This window comes from Pseudoalteromonas xiamenensis, from assembly GCF_017638925.1.
Taxonomy (GTDB): domain Bacteria; phylum Pseudomonadota; class Gammaproteobacteria; order Enterobacterales; family Alteromonadaceae; genus Pseudoalteromonas; species Pseudoalteromonas xiamenensis.
The window spans coordinates 1,527,302-1,550,747 of record NZ_CP072133.1; the positions used below are offsets into that span (position 1 = coordinate 1,527,302).

Sequence of the window (23,446 nt, forward strand, 5' to 3'; positions counted from 1 at the left end):
TCTGTTTGAGTATTAACTCGTTAATGCTTCACATATTGCCGCCACTTTCTGGCTAGCGTCAGTCACTGCAAGTTGCTTAGCCATGCAGGCTTTTTCATAAATCGCGTCACGAGCTGAAAAATAAGGGCGTAATAATGCCACAATACTTTCTTTGTTAAAGTCTTTTTGAGCGATTAAATGTGCGGCTCCACCATCGACTAAAAACTTAGCGTTTGCTGTCTGATGGTCATCTACCGCATATGGGTACGGAACAAATAACGCCATTTTCCCAGCCGCCGCAATTTCACTCACCGTCAATGCGCCTGCTCGGCAAATCACGATGTCAGCCCAATCATACGCTGCATCCATGTCACTAATAAATTCGTCAACTTGAGCCGACAATCCAATGGCGTCATACGACGATTGAACTTTTGATAAATTATTGCGACCAGTCTGATGGCGAACCTGTATTTCACCTAGTTCGCTTAAGGTTTTAAACGCTTCTGGCAAAACGTCATTAAAGACTTGTGCCCCCAATGAACCACCTACCACAAGAACCTTTAACGCACCGATGGCCTCTTTTGGTGAAAGCTTTACAACACTTGCCCTGACCGGATTTCCAACAACCTCCGCACCATTGAAGGCCCCAGGAAACGCCGCTAACACTTTTGACGCTATGCGAGATAGGCAACGATTGCTGAACCCTGCAACGGCATTTTGTTCATGGATAACCAGTGGTATCCCAAGCAATTTAGCCGCAACTCCAACAGGACCAGTAACATAACCCCCCATAGCTAAAATCACGTCTGGTTGGCGTTTTTTAATCACTGCTATGGCGTCTTTAATTGCTTTCGTGACCATCCACGGCGCACTCAACAAACGTTTTAAACCATTGCCTCGCACACCTTTAACTTCAATAAAGTCGATTTCGATGTGGTGCTTTGGTACAACGTCCGCTTCCATTCTATCTGCAGTTCCTATCCAACTGACGGTCCAACCGGCGTGTTTTAATGTCTCAGCGACTGCAATTCCCGGGAAAATATGACCACCCGTGCCTCCTGCAACAACCAATAAATGCTTACTCATCGTTTTGAGCCTCGCGTTGTTGCTTGGCGTGTTGCCATCTTTGTTTCAAAATCAATGCGGAACAATACACCCGCAGCAACCGTCATCACCATAAAACTAGAGCCACCTTGAGATACAAAAGGCAATGTTAGGCCCTTGGTTGGCAAAATACCGGCGCTTGCTCCAATGTTCACCATGGTTTGGAATGCAAACCAGATCCCAATCCCAAGCGCTAAGTATCCTTCATATTCACGGCCATTTTTAAGGGCTTTTTGACCAATAAATAAGGCACGAAATACTAAGGTAGCTAACAACATCAAAATGCTGACCACGCCTACAAAACCAAGTTCTTCACCGATAACAGCAAAAATAAAGTCATTATGTGCTTCTGGTAGGTATTGCAACTTTTGAACACTATTGCCAAGCCCCTGACCAAACCAGCCACCTTGACTGTACGCCATAAGCGATTGAACCAGTTGGTAACCTTTGCCGAATGGGTCATTCCACGGTTCCCAAAAACTAACAACACGTGCCATGCGGTATGGCTCAACAATAATGAGTAATACCACCATGCCAACACCGGTCAATATCAGTGCAAAGAACTGCCATAATTTTGCGCCAGCCAAAAACAGTAACCCCACCGTTGTGACGAACATAACGACAACCGTGCCCAAATCCGGTTGAAGCAAAATTAACGAAGCGTACACGGCAAATACAGCCATTGGTTTGGCAAAGCCTTTAAGGTTTTCTTGAACCTCTTCCCGTTTGCGTACGAGATAACCGGCGATGTAACTGAAGAAAAATAGCTTAGCTAATTCCGCGGCCTGAATACCGACAGGTCCCACGGGAATCCAACGCTTTGAACCGTTCACTTCTCGACCTACAACTAATACAATAAGCAAGAGTACAACACCGATAAGGAGCAAATATGGATTTGCTTTTTTCCACCAATCCATCGGTACGGTTGTCGCCATCACAAACAATAAACTTGATAACGCGATAAAAGCACCATGTCTTAACGTAAAGTGATACGGGTTGCCAAAAATACGCTCACCTGCTGGCATTGAGGCACTTGTAACCATCACAAAGCCAACACCTATCAAGCACAACATGGCATATAACAATGGCACATCGTAGAGCGCACTTGAGGCTCTGGAAAAAACCATGCTTTCACTTTATCGACCAGTTGCATTAGAGTGCCTCCACCAGAGAGACAAAATGCTCACCACGAGCAACGTAGTTGCTGTACATGTCTATACTTGCGCACGCTGGTGCCAATAAAACTTGGTCTCCACTCGTTGCTTGTGCAGCGGCAACGCCAACGGCTTCACCTAAGTCAGCCACAAGCTGAGCATTAGGGTGGAGTCCTAAAAAGGCTTTTCCGTCTTGGCCAAACGCTAATACCGATTTACAGTATTTGCGAAGCACGAATTTAAGCACAGACAAATCAGCGCCTTTTGCGTCACCACCAACAATGACAATCATTTTCCCTAGCGCGTCATTTAAACTCTCAATCGCGGCGATAGTTGCACCCACATTGGTGGCTTTTGAGTCATTGATATAACGCACTCCGTTCACTTCGGCGACGAGCGCACAGCGATGAGGTAACCCAACAAAAGAAGTAAAAACGCGTTCAAAAACATTCACAGGAACATTAAACGGTTGAAGTAGAGCCATCACAGACAACGCATTGAACTGGTTATGGCCGCCAAGTAAGCTCAGTGCATTTGTCGAAAACCAAGGTTCTCCAAATGCACTGAATTTAGCCTGCTGTTGCTCCACCACTAAGCTGTAGTCGCCTTGTGTCAAAGACACTGTCACCCGTTCTTGTTGGCTATTTGGTTGCATCGAGAAGTGCGTATTTTCGTCATCGGCATTCACGACAACGCGTTTTGCATGTGAATAGATACGTTGTTTCGCAGCACAATAAGCGGCAAAATCCGCGTATCGGTCCATGTGATCTTCAGATAAGTTCAAGATCATCGCGCTTTCGCAATGCAAAGTGTGCGTCGTTTCCAACTGAAAACTAGACAGCTCCAACACGTATACATCGGCATCAAGCGAGAGTAAATCAAGCGCTGCTGTGCCGATGTTACCACCTAGACCAACCTTGAAACCCGCTTCCTTCAGGACAGCCGCCGCAAGTGAAACGACGGTCGATTTACCATTCGATCCGGTTACCGCGACAACAGGTTTATCGTTAAAGCGAGCAAATAATTCAATATCGCCAATTACTTCAACCCCATGAGTAATTGCATTCGCAATGTTCGGCTCATACAGCGGAATACCTGGGCTTACAATGAGTAAATCACACTCGTGCAGACATGCTTCAGCCAAATTGCCAAATACGGCATCACAATCCACATTCTGTTGCGATAACCAAGCCGCTCCAGGAGGTTCGTTGCGAGAGTCCACTACTTTTGGCGTAATACCATGTTGAAGTAAAAAACGTACAATCCCTATCCCCGTTATGCCGAGGCCTAAGACTATAATATTTTTTTGCTTTAACTCATCTAAATAGGTCATTTATCGTAACTTCAACGTTGCTAAGCCAGCGAGAACTAGGATCAATGAAATAATCCAAAAGCGCACAATCACTCGAGGTTCAGGCCATCCTTTTAACTCATAGTGGTGGTGGATCGGTGCCATACGGAAAATTCGCTGACCACGTAACTTGTACGAGCCTACTTGCAGAATGACCGACAAGGCTTCCATTACAAATACTCCCCCCATGATCACAAGCACAAGCTCCTGACGGACAAGCACTGCAATAATGCCAAGCGCACCACCAAGTGCCAACGACCCGACATCGCCCATGAACACTTGCGCTGGGTAAGTGTTAAACCACAAAAAGCCAAGACCCGCACCGACAATCGCGGTACACACAACAACCAATTCACTCGCAAGGGGTAAATGAGGGATATTGAGGTAATGCGAGAAGTTAACGTTACCTGATAGGTACGCAATGATTGCGAGCGCGCCAGCAACTAAAATCGTTGGGACAATTGCTAAACCATCTAAACCGTCGGTGAGATTTACAGCATTGGATGTGCCTACAAGTACGAAATACGTCACAACCAAATAGAAAATACCAAGTTGTGGAAGCACGTCTTTAAAGAACGGCACAACCAACATCGTTTCCGATGGATTTACAGATGAAAAATACATAAAACAAGCGGTACTGATCGCAATAACGGATTGCCAGAAATATTTCCAACGAGCAATTAGCCCCTTTGAATCTTTTCTGATCACTTTGCGATAATCATCAACAAACCCGACAATACCTAAACTTCCAACAACAAATAGGGTTACCCAAACATATTTGTTGCTCAGATCAGCCCACATTAACGTGCTGACAAAAATAGAGCCTAGAATTAAAATCCCACCCATTGTCGGTGTACCCGCCTTAGAGAAGTGAGATTCAGGGCCATCGTTACGCACTGTCTGCCCAATTTGCATACGCTGAAGCGCTCGGATCAACTTAGGGCCAAAATAAAGTGACAACATAAGTGCTGTCAAAATGCCCAAAATAGCTCGGAATGTTAAGTACGAAAATACATTAAATCCGCTGTAAAATTGTGTCAGATATTCAGCCAGCCAAACTAACATGATACTACTCCCTCTTTGCCGTGTCGGCTTTCTGAAACTAGCTCGTCTGCCACTAACTCCATGCGTGCACTTCGAGATCCTTTAACTAAAACGGTAATTTCTTTTTGTTGTTCTTCTAGGTAATTTTTTAACGCTTGCAGCAATGCTTCACGCGTAGTGAAATGTTGTCCATTGTGACCAAAAGCATCGACGTATGAACGACTTAGCGTTCCTAATGCAAATAACGTAGGGATGGCCTTTTGCTTGGCATATTCACCAATTTCGGTGTGGTACTGTGCGGCGTTTGGTCCTAATTCACCCATATCCCCCAACACGAGTACTTGATGTGTTGGTAAATCAGCAAGCAAATCGATTGCGGCTTTTACCGATTTCACATTCGCGTTGTAGCTGTCATCAATCACAGTCAGGAGGGCATTAACTTGTTTGACGTTAACTCGACCTTTTACCTCAGCCATTTGCATAAGACCATTCATGATGTCGTCTAGCGATGCGCCTACACGACTGGTTAAAGCCGCGGCTATCACCGCATTTATCACATTATGTCGGCCAGACAAAGGAAGCTGGATACGTCTAGATCCATTTGGCGTGTTCAACGTAAAACTTGCACGCGCTAAAGCGTCAAGCGAAATCTCGGTAGGGTAAAAGTCACTCGGTGTTTCACTGTGAAACTTCACTACGGACTGTGAAGACAAATGGTGATACCAATCCACAATGTAAGGACATTCTTCATTAAACAGTGCTGTGCCAGTCGCTTTCAACCCTGTGAATATCTCCCCTTTTGCCTGACCAACACCGTCGATTGAACCGAAACCTTCAATATGCGCAGGTGCAACATTACAGACCGTCGCAACATCTGGTTGAGTTAAAGAAACAGTGTAAGCAATTTCGCCAATGTGATTTGCCCCTAATTCAATTACCGCGAACTCATCATCTTCACTGAGTCGCAATAACGTTAATGGCACACCAATTTCATTATTAAAATTTCCTGCGGTTGCGAGCACTTTCCCTTTTTGACGAAGGATTGCAGCGCACATTTCTTTAACCGTGGTTTTGCCAACACTGCCCGTAATTGCTATCGTTTTGGGTTGAACATGACTCATGACCGCTTTGCCCAGTTCACCCAAAGCGAGCTTGGTGTCAGCAACTACAAATTGAGGTATGTTCACATCAACTGGTTTTGAGACCACCACGCCAATAGCGCCTTTTTCGACCGCTTTGGCTACAAAGTCATGCGCATCGAACTGCTCGCCTTGAAGCGCAACAAATACATCGCCTTGCTTTACACTTCGCGTATCTGTACTAATTTGGTGTACTGCGAGGTTGTGTGCGGGTTTTTCCGCATTCAGTACGTTTGCAATCCAATTTAAATCGATGGCAATCATAATGACTCTCCTGCTAGAAGCGCTTGAACCACTTTTCGGTCGCAAAACGGCAAGATATCTTTGCCAATGATTTGGTAATCTTCATGTCCTTTGCCCGCAATTAGCACCACGCTATCCGGTGCAGACATGGCTATTGCGGACGCAATCGCTCGAGTCTCGGTCTGACTCAACGTGCACGCCTTGCAGTGAAGTAAAGCCAGCGAGAATATCGTCAATAATCGCAATCGGTGATTCCGCTCGAGGATTGTCACTTGTGACGATTACTTTATCCGCATATTTTTGAGCGATAGCAGCCATCTGTGGGCGCTTACCTTTGTCACGATCCCCCCGCAGCCAAAAACACACGTAACTTTGCCCGGCACGTGTTGTTGCAACGCTTTGAGCGCTTGTTCAAGTGCATCTGGGGTGTGTGCGTAATCGACGATACAGGTTGGTTTGCCCGCTACACTAAAAGGCTGCATGCGACCTGCAACTGTCTGTAAGCTACTCACCGCTCTTGCCAGTGCATCAAACTCATAGCCAAGACTTAACAAAGTGGCGAATGCAGCGGCGAGGTTGTAAAGATTGAATTCACCATATAACGAAGTTACGATTTGGCACGTTCCCCAACTGGTCACAAATTCACAATGGATACCATCCGGAGTGTATTCTTCATGCTGAAACGCAACGAAATGTGGTAGCGCACTTAATTGTGCACTCATACGCCCAAATCCAACGATTGACTGTACTTGATCGTTTTTGATCCAAGTTTGTCCAATCGCATCATCAACATTGATGACGGAAAAAGTAGGTTGGTGCTTTTTAAATAGTTGCAGTTTTGCATCCGCATAACTTGCCATGTCGCCATGGTAGTCCAAATGATCGCGACTTAAGTTAGTAAAAACGCCAACATCAAATTCAAGTCCGTCAACACGACCTTGAGAAAGGCCATGGGAAGAAACTTCCATTGCCACTATTTGGTGTTCTTCTTTCAACTCGTTCAAAATTCGTGCAAGGTCCACATGACTCGGCGTCGTATTCGCAAGAGGCGCGAGGTCATCTGGTTTTCCATAACCTAGCGTGCCAATAACCGCACCGGCATGTTCACATAACGTTGCTAAATTTGCGATAAGTGCTGTCGTGGTGGATTTACCATTAGTCCCAGTAACACCAATAAGCTGAATGGCTGAAGACGGTTTTCTATAAAACTCCGTCGCCAGTGCCGCAATCTGATCTTCTAAATTATCAACGCCAATCACACGTTCGTCATGACCTTGCGACACGTTCGCGGTGTTGACTAACGCGCACACTGCGCCAGCATTTAATGCAGCATCAATAAACTGTGCACCATGTGCTTGATGGCCATCAAGGGCAACAAAAACGTCCCCTTCTTTGACTTCTCGGCTATCAATTCGCAAGTCTTTAACCATCAAGCTTTTGATGGTTTTCCCAAAATGCGCAAGTACATCTTTTAAATCACGCATCATTATCTTTTCCTGTTAAATACGCCACACGTTCTTTGTCTGGCGCAACATTCAATATACGCAATGCATTTGAGATAATTTCGGCAAATGCAGGACTCGCAGTAGCACCGCCATAATAAACATCTCCGCCAGGTTCGTTGACCATAACAACGACCGCTAAACGAGGATTACTTACTGGTGCGATGCCTGCAAAGTAACCGACATATTCATTACCATACCCGCCTGCGACTGCTTTAATGGAAGTCCCTGTTTTGCCCGCTGCACGGTAACCGTCTACATTCACTTTGGATGCAGTTCCGCCGCTTTCAAACACGCTTTCCATCATCTCAACAACCGCTTTTACATTGCTTTCTTGAAAAATACGCTCACCTGGTGGTGGCGAATCCTGCTTGATAATGGTCAATGGGCGTTTAATTCCACCTGCGCCTAATATCGAGTAAAACCGAGCCATTTGCGCCGTCGACACGCTTACCGCGTAACCGTACGCAAGCGTTGCAATTTCAAAATCTGACCAGCGACGATTTGGGTAAAACAACCCGTTGCTTTCACCAATCATCATCGTGCCCGATTCTTCACCGAACCCTACTTTTTGGTAAGTTTCAACGAAGTAATCCTTTGGCATCATTTGGCTTATCTTAGCAACGCCCATGTTACTCGACACTTTCAAAATCTCGCGAAGCGTCATTTCACCGTGATTTCGAGGATCAGTGACAAGACTTCCTCCGATGCGCATCCAGCCTGGGTATGTATTTATGGTGTCAGTTGCCTTTACAGCGCCGTACTCTAAACCAGCTAATATGGCTAGAGGCTTAACAGTTGAGTCTCGGTTCAAATAAGTCGGTGATCGCACGATTGCGTCTTTTGTGTGGTGCGGCATCACGCATATTGTTAGGGTTAAATGAAGGACTGTTAACCATCGCCAATATTTCACCCGTTGTCACATCCACCACCATGGCCGAACCTGAGGTCGCTTGGTAGGATAAAACCGCCGACTTGAGCGCCTTATAGGCGATTGCTTGAATTCGTTCATCAATCGATAATGTGATGCTCTCAGGTTCTACGCGTTGCTGCTCATCAAGTACTTGAATTTCGCGGCCTTGAGCATCTTTACGGATGGTACGTCGACCTTCAGCTCCCGTAAGAGCTTTGTCGTAAAGCTTTTCGACCCCTTCAATCCCTTTACCATCGATATTGGTAAAACCAAGTACGTGCGCAGACACTTCACCACTTGGGTAAAAACGTTTTGATTCGTCGAGGAGATGGATACCTGGCAATTTCAGATCGTCAATGTAGTTTGCAACTGCTGGAGTTACTTGACGTTTTAAATACACAAAGCGCCGACTCGTGTTAGCGCGCAGTTTTCCATTAATTTCGGTGTTGTCTTCTTGCAATACGTCTGCGAGCTCTCGCCATCGCAGATCATTTTGATAGAGTTCGCGTTTTCGGTGGGTTAATTCCACCTCATTTTTTTCGAGTGCATCAACATTCTCACCCGATTTTTTCGCCGTTTTTAAAACTCGCTTCGCCAATTCTTTATCAAGCGCAAGCGGATCCGCGTACACACTCACTACAGGAACACTGATTGCAAGCTCATTTCCATTGCGGTCGAAAATCATTCCTCGCTGAACTTTAAGCTTTTCAACGCGGACGGTCCGTTTCTCGTTTTCTTCACGAGCTTTGTCCGGCTCAATAACTTGCAAATAGGCAGCCCTTGCCATTAGCGTGACAAACACAAAAACCAGCACTACACACACTAAAATGAAGCGCCATGTGATCAAATTATTCACGGTCTTCTTCGGGGCAATCATGGTAGTACCACCACCTGTTCGTCTTTGCTTGTTGGTCTTTTCATATCGAGCTGGCTGATAGCAACTTCTTCAATGCGAGCATGTTGAGAATAAAACTCCTCCTCAACAATCAAATAACGCCATTCAAGATCCAACTCATCGCGTTGTTGTAATAGCTTGTCTTGTTCAATCAGTTGCTGACGAGTTAAATGCGTGATTTGTACAAGCACTAAACTCGAAAAAAAAATCAACACCAATAAAAACGCAATGAACTTGTTCGCGAACAAGCCCTTGATAATTTCGTTAAATAAATTGGGTTGGCGCAACTGCGCTTTTTGGTTCATTAGAGTTTCTGCGCCACCCGCAACACCGAGCTTCTTGCCCGTGGATTTTGCGCAATCTCTGCTGCGCTTGGTTTTATGGCTTTACCTACCGCTTTCAACGTCAAGTTTTGTTTTAATTGTGCATCCGTTAAAGGCAGACCTCTAGGTATCGCCTCTCCCTTACTTTGTTTTTTAATAAACTGTTTAACAATTCGGTCTTCTAATGAATGGAACGAAATCACTACAAGACGGCCACCTGGTTTCAATACATCCAATGCTTCGCTCAGCGCCGTTTGGATTTCTTCCAACTCACTGTTGATGTAAATACGAATTGCTTGGAACGTGCGCGTAGCAGGGTGCTTGTGTTTATCTTTTACCGGTACGGCTTCGTCCACCAAATCGGCGAGTTGTTTAGTCGTCGTTATCGGTGTGTGATCACGTGTTTCAATGATTTTCGTCGCGATACGACGGCCGAATTTTTCTTCGCCGTACTGTTTGATGACAAACGTGATGTCTTCTAAATCCGCTTCGGCTAACCACTGCGCCGCGCCGCGTCCAGACGTTGGATTCATACGCATATCAAGCGGACCATCTTTCATAAAACTGAAACCACGTTCCGCATCATCCAATTGTGGAGACGACACGCCAATGTCCAGTAGAATGCCGTCAACTTGGCCTAAAATACCAGCTTCGGTAGCCACTTGGCGCATGTTGGAAAAACGGTTGTGTGCAATTGAAAAACGAGCATCGTTCGCGAATTTTTCAGCAGCTGCAATTGCCGTCGGGTCTTGGTCGATTGCTTGTAAACGACCATTCTCACCCAAACGAGCTAAGATTTGTCCCGAATGACCACCGCGACCAAATGTGCCGTCGACGTAAATGCCATCCGGTTTAATATCTAGTGCATCAATGGTTTCGTCCATCAATACAGAAATGTGCTGAAATTGCGCAGTCATGTGCTTTGTGTATGCCTTAAAATTGTTGCTTACAACGATATCGAATCAAGATCCGGATCAAATTCGAAATCACCACTTCGCTCGATTTCAACATCTTGTTCCATCTGAGCAGCCCAGCGATCTTCGTCCCAAATCTCAAATTTGTTTAACAAGCCAACCAACATTAGTTTTTTCCCAAGCCCTGCGTGAGCGCGCAGCGAAGGAGCTAATAAAATTCGGCCATTTTTATCTAATTGGTATTCCGTTGCATGACCAAGTAACAGCCGCTGCATACGTCTAGCTCGCGGATTCATACTAGAGAGCTTCGCTAGCTTGGCTTCAATCAATTGCCACTCACTTAGCGGATAGAGCCACAAACACGGTTCATTCAATGCCACAGTGCATATCACAGTTCCCTCGTGTTCAGACAGCAGACTATGACGGTACTTTGTTGGTACCGCGAAGCGTCCTTTCTCATCCAAACTCAGTGATGTTGCACCGCGAAAATTCATTGTTGTTACCAGATGACTCTAAAAACTCATACCAAGATCCAGTTTGATCCACTTAAAACCACTTTTTACCACAATGGAACAGTCTAGGGCTTGAACCACCTAGTTGTCAAGGAAATAGCCCGGTGAATATCACCTGTAAAGCCAGAAAAAATAAGGCCTCCAAGGAAGTCTATGAATTCGGTGGGAAAATGTGGCGATGCATAAAAATGAACAGTGCAATAACAGAAAAATCACAATAATCCCAAAAATGGGATTAGAAATGGACGTCACACAAAACTATTAAATTCGCGTTATTTTTCAGCGCAAACTGACGAAAATAGCGCCATACGACACTATAAAACACCACCAAAAAGCATTTAAAATCGATTGAGGAACCTAGAATAAGGGATGAGTAGAACAAGGTTAAAGGTCAGAACAAACAGTCGCGGAAGTCGATATTTTGGTCGCAACTCAAAAACAAAAAGCCACCCTCAATATCGAGAAGTGGCTTTTGATCTAGGGATCGTTACGGTTATTCAGAAACGCCTAACGCAACCATCATTTTATTTGCAATATCAATATGGTGTTGCATTGTAGAGAAGGCACGTGTCACACCTTCAGGGCCAAATGCATATACTGGAACTGGCGCTGCAGTGTGCGTGCCTGTGCCCCATACAACGTTTTGGTCCGCTGCAAGCGCTCGTGCAATTTTACCTGTGTGGTCTTCATCTGCGTAAACATAGAACTCTTTGAAATCTTCAAATTTAGGCACCATCGTCGCACTTTGGTAGCTGTGATCTGGCACGTAATATTCGTTCACTTCGCGCTCACCTACTTTTGCCGCTTGGTCAATAGTGACTTTGTACTCGCTGTACATATTGATTGCATTCATCCAATCAGATGCTGTCGCAGAAGCAAAATCCCAATCCGCATTCGCTGCATCCATCATGTTGAAGAATGTACCTGTCTGTTTGTAAAGCATGTCTAGGTTTGCCAGATCGCCAAAATTAAAGTTTGGCTTGTAATCTTGTCCACCCATACCATCACCCGGCAACGACTTACCTTCAGGCATGTCTTTACGCGAGTAGCTGAAGCCAAAACTGCCTGTTTCATGGTCTGCCGTCACAACGACTAACGTGTCATTTCGATCCTTCACCCACTCATAAACAGCATCAACAGCTTCATCAAATTTTAAAAGTTCGTTCAACATCCAACCCGCGTCATTCGCATGACCTGCCCAGTCGATTTGACCGCCTTCAATCATTAGGAAGAAACCATCTTCATCTTTAGAAAGGATATCAAGTGCCTTTACCGTCATCTCTTTCAATGAAGGCTCTGAACAGGTGTTGGCTTCTTGACATGCTTTGTAAGCAATCGCATCTGCCATACCTGAGTTTGCAAACAAACCTAATAACTTTGTTGCGTCCGCATTTGCTAGTTGTGTTTTGTCAAATGCAAGGCTGTATCCATAGTCTTCTTTTGCTTCAACGATAAGATTGCGTGAATCTTTACGCTTTGATTTTTTCACAACACCGGCAGGTGCACCTAGGGCTGCTAATGTTTCTTGTGCTGCTGTATTCGTTTTGATATCGGATGGAATAAACACACGAGCACCACCTGACAACAACACGTCCACCATGCCTGAGTCTCACTAAATCAACGGCGATTTTATCTTCAAGTGAACGATGTGGTTGGTGAGATGCGAAAGCCGCAGGTGTCGCATGTGTAATGCGCGTGTCTGATACAAGACCCGTTGCCTTACCTGCTTTCTTTGCTTTTTCAAGGATGGTTTCAACAACGTAGCCTTGGTCGTCCAAACCAATCATTTCTGAACCGGCCGGTTTACCCGTTGCAAGTTGAGTAGCAGAACACGCTGAATCCACAACCAACTTACCTGACGTTGCACCATAAGGTTGGTTAAGTGATAGACCTAATTGACCTACCTCTGCCAGCTTCTGTAACGCGGTCTTGTTATTTTTTGAATTGTACGTCGAGTTTGGGGCACGTCTTGCGTATTCTTCAAGTAAACCAACTTGCTGAGCACCCATTCCGTCACCGATCATTAAGATCACGTTTTTCACGGAAGTGACAGGTGTTGGTGTCACTGGTACTTCTTTAATGACTTCGACTTCTTTAATCACTTCAACTGTTTTTGTATCAGTGTCATTACAAGCGGTTAGAAAGAGCGCAGAAATACTGAGCGCGAGCACGGATTTTTTCATTATTGTCCCCAAAGTAGAGTTCTTGTTCTAAATTGCGGCACAGTCTAGGGACATTTAATGACGATTTTATTTCACGAAAATTACATTTAAAAGTCACAACCTCATGATTTATTTGAAAAACTCAAAGAAATGGGTCGTGTAGTAAGTCCATGTAGAAACACACTTAACAGGATGGTACATACCGCAACTTGGGAGATCGTTTGTACCTCTGGCTGTTCCAGCTCTAACAGCATCATCGTAAAGACGACAGACGCCATCCCACGCGGCCCAAACCACGCTAGTGTTAGCTTTGATTTCCAGCTTTCCCGACTAAAATATAAGGCCAATACAACCGGTACAATACGGAGTAATGTGACAGCACAAAGTGCATAGAAAACCGTTTCCCAGCTCAAGCTCATTATTGTGGATACCGAAATAAAACCAAACAGTATCCAGATTAATACCGACGCCAATTCCGCTATGTTTTCACCCTCTTCGATCAATTGGTCTTTGAACGCATCATGATAAAACTTATCGAACAACAAGCCACTGACAAACGCCGCAATAAAACCACTGCCGTGCAGGCCTTGAGTAAGGGCATAAACCGTAATGGCAAATCCAACAAACAAAAAAGGACTCGTGCTTTGTGCAAAAAGATGACGCTCTTTTGCTTTTGAAATGAGAAATATCGCTAATGCGGTAAAGGTCACGGCAACCAATACCGCGATCCCTATTTCACGTACGAACACAGCCAACAAACTAGCACCGGAGAGTTCTTCAGGATTATTAAATGCACTCATTGCCAGAAGGAAAAGCGGCACACATAAACCATCATTCAAGCCACTTTCGACATTGATAGCTTCACGTAAATTGGCAGGTACTTGTTTAGCGGTAATAAATCCTCGACACAACGCTGCATCTGTCGGTGCAATAATAATGGCTAAGAGGGCGGCCGCGAGCCACGATAGACCTAAAGAAAAGTGAGCCATGACAGTTGCAAACACAACCGTTAAAGGTAGCCCAACAAGCAACAACAACAGGGGTAGATGAACGCTTTCCATTAGCACTCGCAGACGTGTTTTGGCGGCATCTGAAAACAGGAAAATGGCCAACGTTAATTCCACCAGCGGTTGCCAAATTTCTCGGTCTAACTGATTTAATAAAAGCGTTTGATCAAAGCCGAGCGCTAAACTGATGCCAATCAGTACAAACCACATTGGTCCGGTCAACTCAGCCCGCTGTAACTGCCGAACGGAAAGCGAATAAACGAAAATTGCAATTCCAACCCATGCCAATGCGTGATAATTCAAAATGACTTTCCTTGATTGATATTCGTAAGCGGAAGAAAAACCCTTGCCGCATTATGGCACTATCTTAGCGTTAAGATGGCTCAACCACTATGCGTTATCAAGAACAGTGACGCAAGCACACTAAAAGAATGTCTCGGTCTCAAAATAACTCATCGACTATAACTGTTTGTCGATTCGATCACATTCGGCTCATTGATGTCGTATTCTCTGCTATAAGTTCTAACCAGTTGATAAGAGAACGGATAGTGCTCTATTTTTGCGTACAGTCTTTTTGTATAGCAGGGCAATCTACTCACCCTGCTATACGTACCTCTAATTATTCGTTTATTTCACTCGCTATATCCGCGTAGTTTGCACTTAATTCCGCACGCTTTGTTTGCTCAACATCATTGGTGTTGAATTGCATTGATTGCCAAACCTCATCGGTTGGTTTCGCGGCGTTCGCTTGGTCTATTAGCACGTTATCACTTCGTGTTTTAAAACTCGCGGAGCCAAAGTTACTTTGCGCCAGAGCATCTCTATAGCGGCGATTTGCCCAATATCTATCCCAACTTGTCGATTGATAGCTGGCCACGGCGCGATAATGACTCAATATTTGCGGTGTATAAAACACACCCCAATTTCCTTGGAACTCCACATTATCTTTATCTTGTTGATTGGCGAATCGGAATGCGTGTGTTCCTGCACCATCTTTATGGTACACCACCATGGGATGCCCATTTTGCTGCAACACACTTGCAAACGCTCTGGTGTCGTAGTTGCCATGTGCACTCGTGCTTACATGGGTGATGCTTTCTTTGCTACCTTGTTTAACCGTCCAAATGATAACGGTTTCAACGTCATGACGATGCCCACCTAAAAAGGACCAATGAACGGCCTGATCTTTTTCAAAATAAAGTTCATAAAAATGTGCGCAGTTTAGTTGCTCTCCATTTGGGGATGTGTGACATATCTGGCGGTGAATTGTATTGGCAAACTGTTCCCAACCCGCATCTCGGCAATTTCCCCAAGGAGTTGACCAAGCAGCGTCCAATCCATTGTTTTGCGAAAGGTTATTATTTTTGTTGAACGGCGTTGCGGGATAGCACCCATCCGAATCAAAATCAAAGACCGGCGCGAAGTTTCTTACTGCAGCTTGGTTATACCACGTCACCGCTTCGTCCAAGCGAGGGAGCCTCATCGGCATGAGAATGCGTAATATGGATCATTGAAATGAGCGAGATGGCGATAACCGAGGTCTTAAGTGTTGCGGGGGTTTTCATGTGACTTTCCTTTAGTTAAGTTAAATGGGTCACATGTCTAACGCCTATTTAAGCGAAAAGGAGACAGATAATATTGTGAATTTATTGTTACCACACATCTTTATTACAACGAAAACTCCAATCCCACCATGAAGCGCCGCCCAAATTCCTCAACTTTCATAAGGCTTGAAGCATGGTCGGCAACCGCCAAACGGCGCAATACTTGATTCGTCGTGTTAAACACATCAAATCGTACACTGAAACGTGGCGATAAATGCCACAGCAAGCCCAAATCTAAACTCGTGAATGCATCAACCCAAATATCCGCATTGTTGCTTCTGTCTCGATGTTCGAGAAATGCACTGCGATAATTTAAATTGAATGCGAATTGCCAAACTTCATTGCCCGTTAGAAATCGTACATTTCCCATCCAATCGGAGACGCCCTCCAGATTGAACCTCTCATTAAATTCAGTGTAAACATCAGCTTCAACTAGTTGGGTGACGTTAGCTGACAATCGATTTTGTCGCCATACCTGTGTCAGTGCCGGTAATTGCCACTCTATACTGCTCGTAAATCCAGTGATGTGGCCCTGACCTGAATTGTTTTTTTGTAGTACGCTAAAGGATTGCCCTTGGTAGTCCAGAGTTGTAACGTCTTCGACAATGAAATCATCAATCTCATGTTGAAATACTAATACCTGAATATCCGTAGCCTCAGCACTATGCGTCAGCGATAACGTGTAACTTTTCCCAAGCACTGGCTTTAAAGCTGGATTACCTTGCTCTGCATAGGGGAGTCCACCTGAATTGACGTGCAGTTTTGGGTTCATGTCAGAATAGTTGGGGCGATTCAAGGCCCAACTGTAGGTACTGCGCCACTGCCAATGCGCCGATGATTGCCATTTAACATTAACGGAGGGAAGCCACTTTACGTAACGCTGCACCTGTTCGTCAGCGCGCAGCCCACCACTGTCGCCAATACGGGTGCCCAATGCGGCACTGCGTGTGTCAGAATATCTGGCTCCAACTTGCCACTCGAGCTCCGCGTAATGCCAGTTTGATGTGAAGTAACTTTCTATCGACTCGAACGATACCTCATAACTGTTGAGCAAATCACTCTCTGTTTTGTCGCTAAATGGAAGTGCGATATCAAACAACTGGAATAAATCCCTTTTTGGAATTAACCAGTAAGGCGTATTGCTTATAAACTTTGCGTCAAACGCCACCGGCAGTGGTTCCAACCAACGGCCGTCGAGACTCGGTAATGCGTTGAGCGACGAGGCGCTAAGACTCACATCTTGACGTTGATACTGATGGCGCTGTTTAGAATGGAGAAATCCCAATTCTACCCACCATGCTCGCGCTTGTTCAGTGGCTTGCCACCGCGAATCTAGCCCCCATTCATCAACACGATTTCGTACTTTGGTTAAACGTTTTCGCATCTGGGAAATCTGGTTATAGCTCTCAACAAGCCCAAGCGAGTGTGAAAATTGAAAACGATTGATTGCGCTGCCTTGAAACTCGACCAACGCATTACCCGGCGCTAGTTTTACGTGTACACGCGAAATGGGCTTTTTTGTGATGCTCGTTGCAGCACTATGGCTGAAAAAAGGCGAAAACTGCCATGCTTTCATATCTAGAGTTGCGGTTAGCTGTGTTGTTTGATTGGTATAGTTCAGTTGCGACTCTTCACGAGAAGTTTTTGCATCGACATTCAAAAAAGATAACTGCTTAATTTGGCCGCTTGATTCATCGACTGCAGCCTGTCCAAGTGCACTCTGTGGATTGATAGCGAGTCGATGCTCATCAAAGGCGAAGTCCGTATTTGAGTGAAAGCACAACCCATCTAGTTGCACATGGTCATTTAACTGCCAACTCATTTCAGCCAATCCAGAGGTACGCGTTCTATCTTCGTTTTCAATGGTCAGCGCCAAACCATCGGTAGGGACTAAGGTGCTGTCTGGTAACGCAGGCCAATGGTAGTCTATTGTCGCACCTTGGTTTTCACCCCAATGCCAACTCTCGAATTGGTACTGACGCTGTAACCGGTTTTCATACGAGACTTTGAATACCCCGGCTACAGCCCTATCTGCACTCATGGTATTGGCTGACATGGAGATATTTGGCTGAAAGTTGCGATCACCTTCCAATGCAGCTACATCTAAACCGATGTTCATTGCACTGTGTTCAAACTCAAGCGGACGTGTACTTTTTAAATCAATGTTTGCCCCAATTCCACCAAGCGGTAAACGCGCATCTGAGGTTTTATATACCGACACATTTGAGAACAACCCTGAGTCTCAACGTATCGAAACGGAATTGTTGCCCATACTGGTTCGAGTTGCGAACATTCTCCGTATTCGCGACCCTTCGTCCGTTCAACAAAACCATTTGGTATTCTGCCCCCAACCCCATGGCATTGATATTTAGCGCTTCGCCTCTATCTCGTGTGACGCTAACACCGGGTACAACTTGTAAAGCTTCCGCCAAGTTTTCGGCTGGAAGCTGAGTCAACATGGCGCCGACCAAAGACGCTTGTTCGCCGACTGCATTTTGTTTGTTTTTTCTCGCGTATTCAGCTGCTTGTTGATAATTATGTTGAAAACGCTGAATTGACCCGTAGCGGACTGGCTCTGCAATAACCGTCACTTCTTCTATGGTCGCTTGCGTTGCCTGCTCGTTTTGTCTTTGAAGAGGCTCGACGGTGTCGATCACAAGTCCCACTTCCGTTTGTCGCCAACGTAAACCGAGTGGCGTGAGCCAATGTGCAAACGCGTTTTCTATCGAATCATCGGTAGATAATTCACAGTCAACGTATACATCAGCAAGCTTAGAATGGTCATACACTAATGGGAGATCGTGATGTTGGGCGAGACGATTTAAGCAAAGGCTTAAGCTTTCTTCCTTTGCAATACAGGAAAAGGGCAAAACTATCGCGAAACACAGTAAATTTCGGCAAAACGGCGACATTTGCTCTTTGTTCCTTCCTGCTTTGAAAAAGACTAGTTTGACGAAAACAGATGAAGAAAATATGACTAATTATTGAGATAAGGGCAACTAAATAGACATCACGTCATTCAACTTCAGTTGCCATAACAGCAAGCACTTATCTAGGTTCCAACGCGATAGAGTCGGGAAACTTTCGCACATTCAACTGGTGTAATTCTGCAATCAATTGAGTCGTACCTAGCACATCATTTGCCTTAAAACGACCACTTACACGAATACTTGGGTCCACCCTCGTCAATACAACAGGAATATCGCTATAACGATTTAGCTGAAATATCGCATCTTGAATACTCACATCATCCAACTCTAGCCACCCCATTTGCCAATCCGGCTGAGACGCCGAGAAAGCGGTGACTTCGATGTCATTTAATGTGACAAATGCACGCATCCCTTTCGTTAATTCAACTCGTTTGTTGCCTTGTTGGGTGCTTACAGACACTTTGCCATGAAATACATCAACTTGAGTTCCTACTAATGTTTTATCTATATTAAATGCTGTACCAAGCACTTGTACGGTCGCATTCCCCGTAAAGACGGTAAAGGGTCGGTTCTCATCGCGTTTTACCTCAAAATAAGCCTCACCTTCACTCAATGTGGCCATACGTTGTGCGCCGCTTTCTTTGAACTGCAATTTCGCGTGACGATTTAAGTTGACCAATGTACCGTCTGAAAGATTAACGTCTTTGGGACCACTGGCGTCAAAATGCTGAGCTTTTGATACCACTACTTCATTCTTCAGCTTGTCCGCATTCGAAAACCACCAGCTTGAGAATGAGAGCAGTAATGTTGCCGCGGCAACAGCAAACCATTTCCACCCAGATTGGGGAACTGAAGAACGAATATCAGCTGCCTCTTCGCTGGGAACCTTTTCCGCCACTTTAGTTAGGGCTTCAAGTAAAGCTGGATCATTCCAGATCGCATTTTCTAGCGAATTACGTTTTTGATCTTTATCGAATTCTGGTGAAGTCATCGGATCTATCTACCTAAAAAATATACCTACAAGGTGGAGGTTGCCTAATCAACGCGCTAAGTCACCTACACACGTATCCAGAGAATCTTGCATAGCACGTTTAAACGTGTCCATCGCTCTAGAAATATGTTTTTTCACGGCTTCATCCGTTAACGATAAACTTTGTGCTATTTGCACGCGCGTTTCGCCATGTAAACGACGACGAACGAATATTTCTCGCCTCAACGGGGACATTTCGCTCAACACCCGCTGATAGAGTTGCACACGTTGTTCATGTTCCAGCATGGATTCCAACGATTGGGCATCGCACTCAGGTTCGTGTTCAAGACTTTCAGGTGATTTATTTTGTTCGTTATGGTGATCAATGACCAAATGCCGCGCCATTCGATAACCGTAAGCCAATGGGTTTTCAATGTGTGAACTAGGCTCTGCTTTCAGCGCTTTGAGTAACAACTTTTGGAATAAATCCTCAGCGTCAGCTTGTTCACCCACAGCTCGACGAAAATACCCTTTCAACGCATCCTGATTAGCGATAAAGCACTGTACTAACGTTCGCGCCTGTTCCTTTTCCTCGCCGAACGATGAGGAAGAAAAATGAATTGAAGACATAAATGGGTTGTTCTTATACAACATCGCTTTTTCTATAAGACGGCAAACTTAACCTAGAGGGGACATCTTTTTCATGAACATTCCATGACAGTTTTATGTCGTAACTGCCGTAAAAATGAAACAAAAACTTCATTAAAATCAAACGTCCCCTTCTGAATTCCTTCGCTGTCTTTACTGGCGAATTTTAATAAAAGTCGCCATTCATACTGACAGGAACAATTATGAAGACTCACCGATTATTTGTACTTTCGCCTCTAGCGCTTGCTCTCGGCACTCTTTTATCAAGCACCAATGCGCTTGCAGATGACCAAGCAACACCATCCAATGACATCGAAGAAATTGTTGTCACTGGCAGTTATGTCAAAAGCTTAGAAAAGGCGATTGATTTAAAACGTGTGAATATTGGCTTTTCGGATTCCATCGTTGCATCGGACATTGCCGATTTTCCAGAGCAAAACCTTGCGGAAGCGCTGCAACGTATGCCGGGCGTAACGATAGAACGAAATAAGGGGCTAGGTCAAAAAGTCAATGTTCGTAGCCTACCGAGTGAATTTACCTTCGTGTCTATTAATAACTTGGCGACAGCATCAGGCAGCGGCGGACGCGATGTCGAGTTTGACATGTTCGCATCAGAGATCATTCAAAGTGTTACAGTGAAAAAGTCCCCTACTGCGGCAGATGAAGAAGGTGGTATTGCGGACTCAGTCGCAATCACCACCGCTCGCCCATTTGACTACGATGGCCGCCAATTGGTTGTCTCTGCAGAAGGCGCTTACAACGACATATCAGAAAAATCAGACCCCAAATTTGCCGTACTTGCCAGTGACACCTTTGGTGATTGGGGGGCACTTGCGTCGTTTGCCTATTCAAAGCGCAGCAACCGTACCGACAGTAATTCCGGGATTAACTTCCGCCCTCTTTCACGTTGGTTAGAAAAAACAGGCAAATCACAATGGCAAGCCGATCAAGCAGCGGATGTTTTGCTTCGTGACACCGGCATTTCCATCAATGACCGTAAAAACAAAGACGAAACTAGCCGCGTCGTATTCTTAGATAAAGTAGGCGATCGCGCCTATCTAACGGAGCAAGATAAATGGGGGGCTACACTGTCGTTACAATACAAACCAAGCAGTGAATTGAGCTTAACGTTTGATGGACTGCTAGGTAATTTCGACAACCATGAAGACGAGTACGACGCAGCAGCCTATACAGCATCCAGTATCAGTTCACTTGAAAAAATCAATCAATACGATAGCGCTACACTTTCAGACTACGGCATCACGGTACTAACGGATGTAGACTATGCCGCAACACAACACGAATTTCTAAGCAAAGAAAATAGCCAAGATACTGATTATCAGCAGTTTAGTTTAACGCTGGATTGGCAGCTAGCGGCATGGAAAATCTACGGCATAGTAGGCTACAGTGGCGCGGAAAAACAAGCAGAAACCACAAACCTTAAACATACAGCCTATCGTCCAACGCGAACGCGATACACCAGCACGGGTGGTGAAACTCTGCCAAGTAGTAACCCAAACACGTTTGATATGTATAACTCGCCAGATGCTTATCTGTTTGACTATTACGAAGTGAACCAAGAACACATCAACGACGACAAATACGCGACACAACTCGATTTCAAACGCGACTTGCAGCTCGACTTTTTCCCAGCGTTGGCGCAAATACAATTTGGGGTGCGTGTCACTGACAAATCGAAAGAGCGAGACTACGGTACAAATCGCGTGAAAGGTCCATCGGAAGGCGACAGTTCTTGGGTTGGTGTACGTACACTGGCTGACAGTCAACTGACCGACATTTCAAACCTTGTCTCTGGTGGTGAGTACCTCTCCGAAGTAGACAGCAAAGTAAACTGGATGCAAATTGCCAATAGTTATGCCCGTAACGAATTGCGTTACACGGGCTTTAGCGTCGCCTACGAGCCGGATCAATATTATAAAGTGAAGGAAAAAACGCTCGCTTTATATGCAATGGCTGATTTCCACTTCGACATCGCCACCATGCCAGCGACGTTAAATGCGGGTGTCCGTTACATTGACACAAAAGTGCACTCTTCTGGTTATCACCAAGTGCAAAATGAAGATGGCACAACGGGTTTTACCGCAAAACCAGTCTCTAAAGATGGCAATTACAAAGAAACGTTACCAAGCGTGAACTTCGCCTTGGAATTAACAGACGATTTGTTGCTTCGCGCGGCCGCTTCAAAAACCTTTATTCGCCCTGCGTTAACTGACATTGCTTATAAACGTAGTGTGAGCTTAAACGAATTTAAATATCGTGATGGTAACCCGGATCTGAAGCCAACTTATGCTGATCAATGGGAATTTGGCCTTGAATGGTACTTGGATGAAGGTGCATTACTAGCCGTTTCATATTTTGAGAAAGAAATAGAAGGCGTTGTGCGTGAATCACTTACGGGCGTGGTCAACAATGTCACGAAATACAATGACAATGGCACCGTCGATGGCATTTATGATTTCGACATCTACCAAAAAGTAAATGCTGAAGGCTCGTACGATGTCAGTGGTATCGAATTGGTCGCTCAATTACCTCTATCCTACTTTGATGAAATGCTCAGTGGCTTTGGCATCAATGCGAACTACACCGTACTCGATAACTCGTTAACGGGCGCATCTGACCTTGGGATCCCGACGCCACCGGAAGGGCTTGCGGAAGAAACCTATAACGTGACTTTCTATTACGAAAATCAGCGCTTTGATGCCCGTATCTCTTACAACTACAAAGATAAATACGTCGAGCGAATTGAGCGTGATATGTATCCCGTGTACCGCAATGCTTATGGACAAACGGATATTTCATTGGGCTACCGTGTGAATGACATGGTTAAGGTAACACTTGAAGGGATAAACATTCTCAATGAAGAGACGACGGGCTACACGCTCAACCCTGTTTTCCCAACGATGTATGAGTTTTCGGGTCGCCGCCTCTCCTTGGGTATCAGAGGTAATTTCTAAACCCAGTTGGCGCTTGACCTGCGTTTAAATCAACGTAGGTCGAGCGTTTTTTAAACATTACGTGATTTTAGAAAACT

At 45.1% G+C, this 23,446-nt stretch carries 16 protein-coding genes and 3 pseudogenes; 1 reads left to right on the plus strand and 18 read right to left on the minus strand.

Translation table 11 applies throughout. The features are described from left to right. Positions 1 to 12: 12 nt before the first annotated feature. The 18 genes and pseudogenes from murG to J5O05_RS07490 form a co-directional block, all read right to left on the minus strand. Positions 13 to 1,065, minus strand: coding sequence for an undecaprenyldiphospho-muramoylpentapeptide beta-N-acetylglucosaminyltransferase (gene murG, locus J5O05_RS07410; protein WP_208844236.1), 1,053 nt, complete (start codon positions 1,063 to 1,065; stop codon positions 13 to 15). Next, the gene (gene ftsW, locus J5O05_RS07415; protein ID WP_208844237.1) at positions 1,062 to 2,210 is read right to left on the minus strand and encodes a cell division protein FtsW; all 1,149 of its coding nucleotides are present in this window, start codon (positions 2,208 to 2,210) and stop codon (positions 1,062 to 1,064) included. The genes murG and ftsW overlap by 4 nt, the downstream gene beginning before the upstream one ends. Positions 2,211 to 2,235: 25 nt before the next feature. Continuing rightward, on the minus strand, positions 2,236 to 3,570 hold the full coding sequence (gene murD, locus J5O05_RS07420) for a UDP-N-acetylmuramoyl-L-alanine--D-glutamate ligase (RefSeq protein ID WP_208844238.1): 1,335 nt from the start codon (positions 3,568 to 3,570) through the stop codon (positions 2,236 to 2,238). After that, entirely contained in the window at positions 3,571 to 4,653 is a 1,083-nt protein-coding gene (gene mraY / locus J5O05_RS07425) for a phospho-N-acetylmuramoyl-pentapeptide-transferase (RefSeq protein ID WP_208844239.1), read from the minus strand. Continuing rightward, positions 4,647 to 6,035, minus strand: coding sequence for a UDP-N-acetylmuramoyl-tripeptide--D-alanyl-D-alanine ligase (locus J5O05_RS07430; RefSeq protein ID WP_208844240.1), 1,389 nt, complete (start codon positions 6,033 to 6,035; stop codon positions 4,647 to 4,649). Before J5O05_RS07430 ends, mraY begins: the two co-directional genes overlap by 7 nt. Next, positions 6,032 to 7,498, minus strand: a pseudogene (locus J5O05_RS07435) (UDP-N-acetylmuramoyl-L-alanyl-D-glutamate--2,6-diaminopimelate ligase). Before J5O05_RS07435 ends, J5O05_RS07430 begins: the two are co-directional and overlap by 4 nt. Continuing rightward, positions 7,491 to 9,306, minus strand: a pseudogene (locus J5O05_RS07440) (penicillin-binding transpeptidase domain-containing protein). Before J5O05_RS07440 ends, J5O05_RS07435 begins: the two co-directional pseudogenes overlap by 8 nt. Then, the gene (gene ftsL, locus J5O05_RS07445) at positions 9,303 to 9,629 is read right to left on the minus strand and encodes a cell division protein FtsL (RefSeq protein ID WP_208844241.1); all 327 of its coding nucleotides are present in this window, start codon (positions 9,627 to 9,629) and stop codon (positions 9,303 to 9,305) included. The pseudogene J5O05_RS07440 and the gene ftsL overlap by 4 nt, the downstream one beginning before the upstream one ends. After that, a complete protein-coding gene (gene rsmH / locus J5O05_RS07450; RefSeq protein WP_208844242.1) occupies positions 9,629 to 10,564 on the minus strand; it encodes a 16S rRNA (cytosine(1402)-N(4))-methyltransferase RsmH in 936 nt (311 codons plus the stop codon). Before rsmH ends, ftsL begins: the two co-directional genes overlap by 1 nt. Positions 10,565 to 10,593: 29 nt before the next feature. Further along, positions 10,594 to 11,055, minus strand: coding sequence for a division/cell wall cluster transcriptional repressor MraZ (gene mraZ / locus J5O05_RS07455; RefSeq protein ID WP_208844243.1), 462 nt, complete (start codon positions 11,053 to 11,055; stop codon positions 10,594 to 10,596). Positions 11,056 to 11,566: 511 nt separating this feature from the next. Next, positions 11,567 to 13,256 (minus strand): annotated as a pseudogene (locus tag J5O05_RS07460) (alkaline phosphatase). Between the two features lie 101 nt (positions 13,257 to 13,357). Continuing rightward, complete coding sequence (locus J5O05_RS07465) at positions 13,358 to 14,545, minus strand: cation:proton antiporter (RefSeq protein ID WP_208844244.1); 1,188 nt, start codon at positions 14,543 to 14,545, stop codon at positions 13,358 to 13,360. A 316-nt stretch (positions 14,546 to 14,861) separates the two neighbouring features. After that, positions 14,862 to 15,698, minus strand: coding sequence for an NPP1 family protein (locus tag J5O05_RS07470; RefSeq protein ID WP_208844245.1), 837 nt, complete (start codon positions 15,696 to 15,698; stop codon positions 14,862 to 14,864). Beyond that, complete coding sequence (locus J5O05_RS22385; protein WP_280117680.1) at positions 15,685 to 15,807, minus strand: hypothetical protein; 123 nt, start codon at positions 15,805 to 15,807, stop codon at positions 15,685 to 15,687. The genes J5O05_RS07470 and J5O05_RS22385 overlap by 14 nt, the downstream gene beginning before the upstream one ends. Positions 15,808 to 15,910: 103 nt before the next feature. Further along, complete coding sequence (locus J5O05_RS07475; RefSeq protein ID WP_208844246.1) at positions 15,911 to 18,067, minus strand: TonB-dependent receptor domain-containing protein; 2,157 nt, start codon at positions 18,065 to 18,067, stop codon at positions 15,911 to 15,913. After that, positions 18,054 to 18,758 carry a TonB-dependent receptor plug domain-containing protein gene (locus J5O05_RS07480; RefSeq protein ID WP_208844247.1) on the minus strand — a complete coding sequence of 235 codons (705 nt, stop codon included), beginning with the start codon at positions 18,756 to 18,758 and terminating at the stop codon, positions 18,054 to 18,056. The genes J5O05_RS07475 and J5O05_RS07480 overlap by 14 nt, the downstream gene beginning before the upstream one ends. Positions 18,759 to 18,894: 136 nt before the next feature. Next, the gene (locus J5O05_RS07485; protein WP_208844248.1) at positions 18,895 to 19,767 is read right to left on the minus strand and encodes a FecR family protein; all 873 of its coding nucleotides are present in this window, start codon (positions 19,765 to 19,767) and stop codon (positions 18,895 to 18,897) included. A 48-nt stretch (positions 19,768 to 19,815) separates the two neighbouring features. After that, on the minus strand, positions 19,816 to 20,400 hold the full coding sequence (locus tag J5O05_RS07490; protein WP_208844249.1) for an RNA polymerase sigma factor: 585 nt from the start codon (positions 20,398 to 20,400) through the stop codon (positions 19,816 to 19,818). Positions 20,401 to 20,597: 197 nt separating this feature from the next. Between J5O05_RS07490 and J5O05_RS07495 the strand changes: the two genes are divergently transcribed. Next, positions 20,598 to 23,369, plus strand: coding sequence for a TonB-dependent receptor (locus J5O05_RS07495; protein ID WP_208844250.1), 2,772 nt, complete (start codon positions 20,598 to 20,600; stop codon positions 23,367 to 23,369). Positions 23,370 to 23,446: the final 77 nt, after the last annotated feature.

Coding starts and splice junctions, on each gene's coding strand:
- murG (WP_208844236.1), bottom strand. CDS start 1,065: ATGAGTAAGCATTTATTGGTTGTTGCAGGAGGCACGGGTGGTCATATT.
- ftsW (WP_208844237.1), bottom strand. CDS start 2,210: ATGGTTTTTTCCAGAGCCTCAAGTGCGCTCTACGATGTGCCATTGTTA.
- murD (WP_208844238.1), bottom strand. CDS start 3,570: ATGACCTATTTAGATGAGTTAAAGCAAAAAAATATTATAGTCTTAGGC.
- mraY (WP_208844239.1), bottom strand. CDS start 4,653: ATGTTAGTTTGGCTGGCTGAATATCTGACACAATTTTACAGCGGATTT.
- J5O05_RS07430 (WP_208844240.1), bottom strand. CDS start 6,035: ATGATTGCCATCGATTTAAATTGGATTGCAAACGTACTGAATGCGGAA.
- ftsL (WP_208844241.1), bottom strand. CDS start 9,629: ATGAACCAAAAAGCGCAGTTGCGCCAACCCAATTTATTTAACGAAATT.
- rsmH (WP_208844242.1), bottom strand. CDS start 10,564: ATGACTGCGCAATTTCAGCACATTTCTGTATTGATGGACGAAACCATT.
- mraZ (WP_208844243.1), bottom strand. CDS start 11,055: ATGAATTTTCGCGGTGCAACATCACTGAGTTTGGATGAGAAAGGACGC.
- J5O05_RS22385 (WP_280117680.1), bottom strand. CDS start 15,807: ATGAAAACCCCCGCAACACTTAAGACCTCGGTTATCGCCATCTCGCTC.
- J5O05_RS07480 (WP_208844247.1), bottom strand. CDS start 18,758: ATGTCGCCGTTTTGCCGAAATTTACTGTGTTTCGCGATAGTTTTGCCC.
- J5O05_RS07485 (WP_208844248.1), bottom strand. CDS start 19,767: ATGACTTCACCAGAATTCGATAAAGATCAAAAACGTAATTCGCTAGAA.
- J5O05_RS07490 (WP_208844249.1), bottom strand. CDS start 20,400: ATGTTGTATAAGAACAACCCATTTATGTCTTCAATTCATTTTTCTTCC.
- J5O05_RS07495 (WP_208844250.1), top strand. CDS start 20,598: ATGAAGACTCACCGATTATTTGTACTTTCGCCTCTAGCGCTTGCTCTC.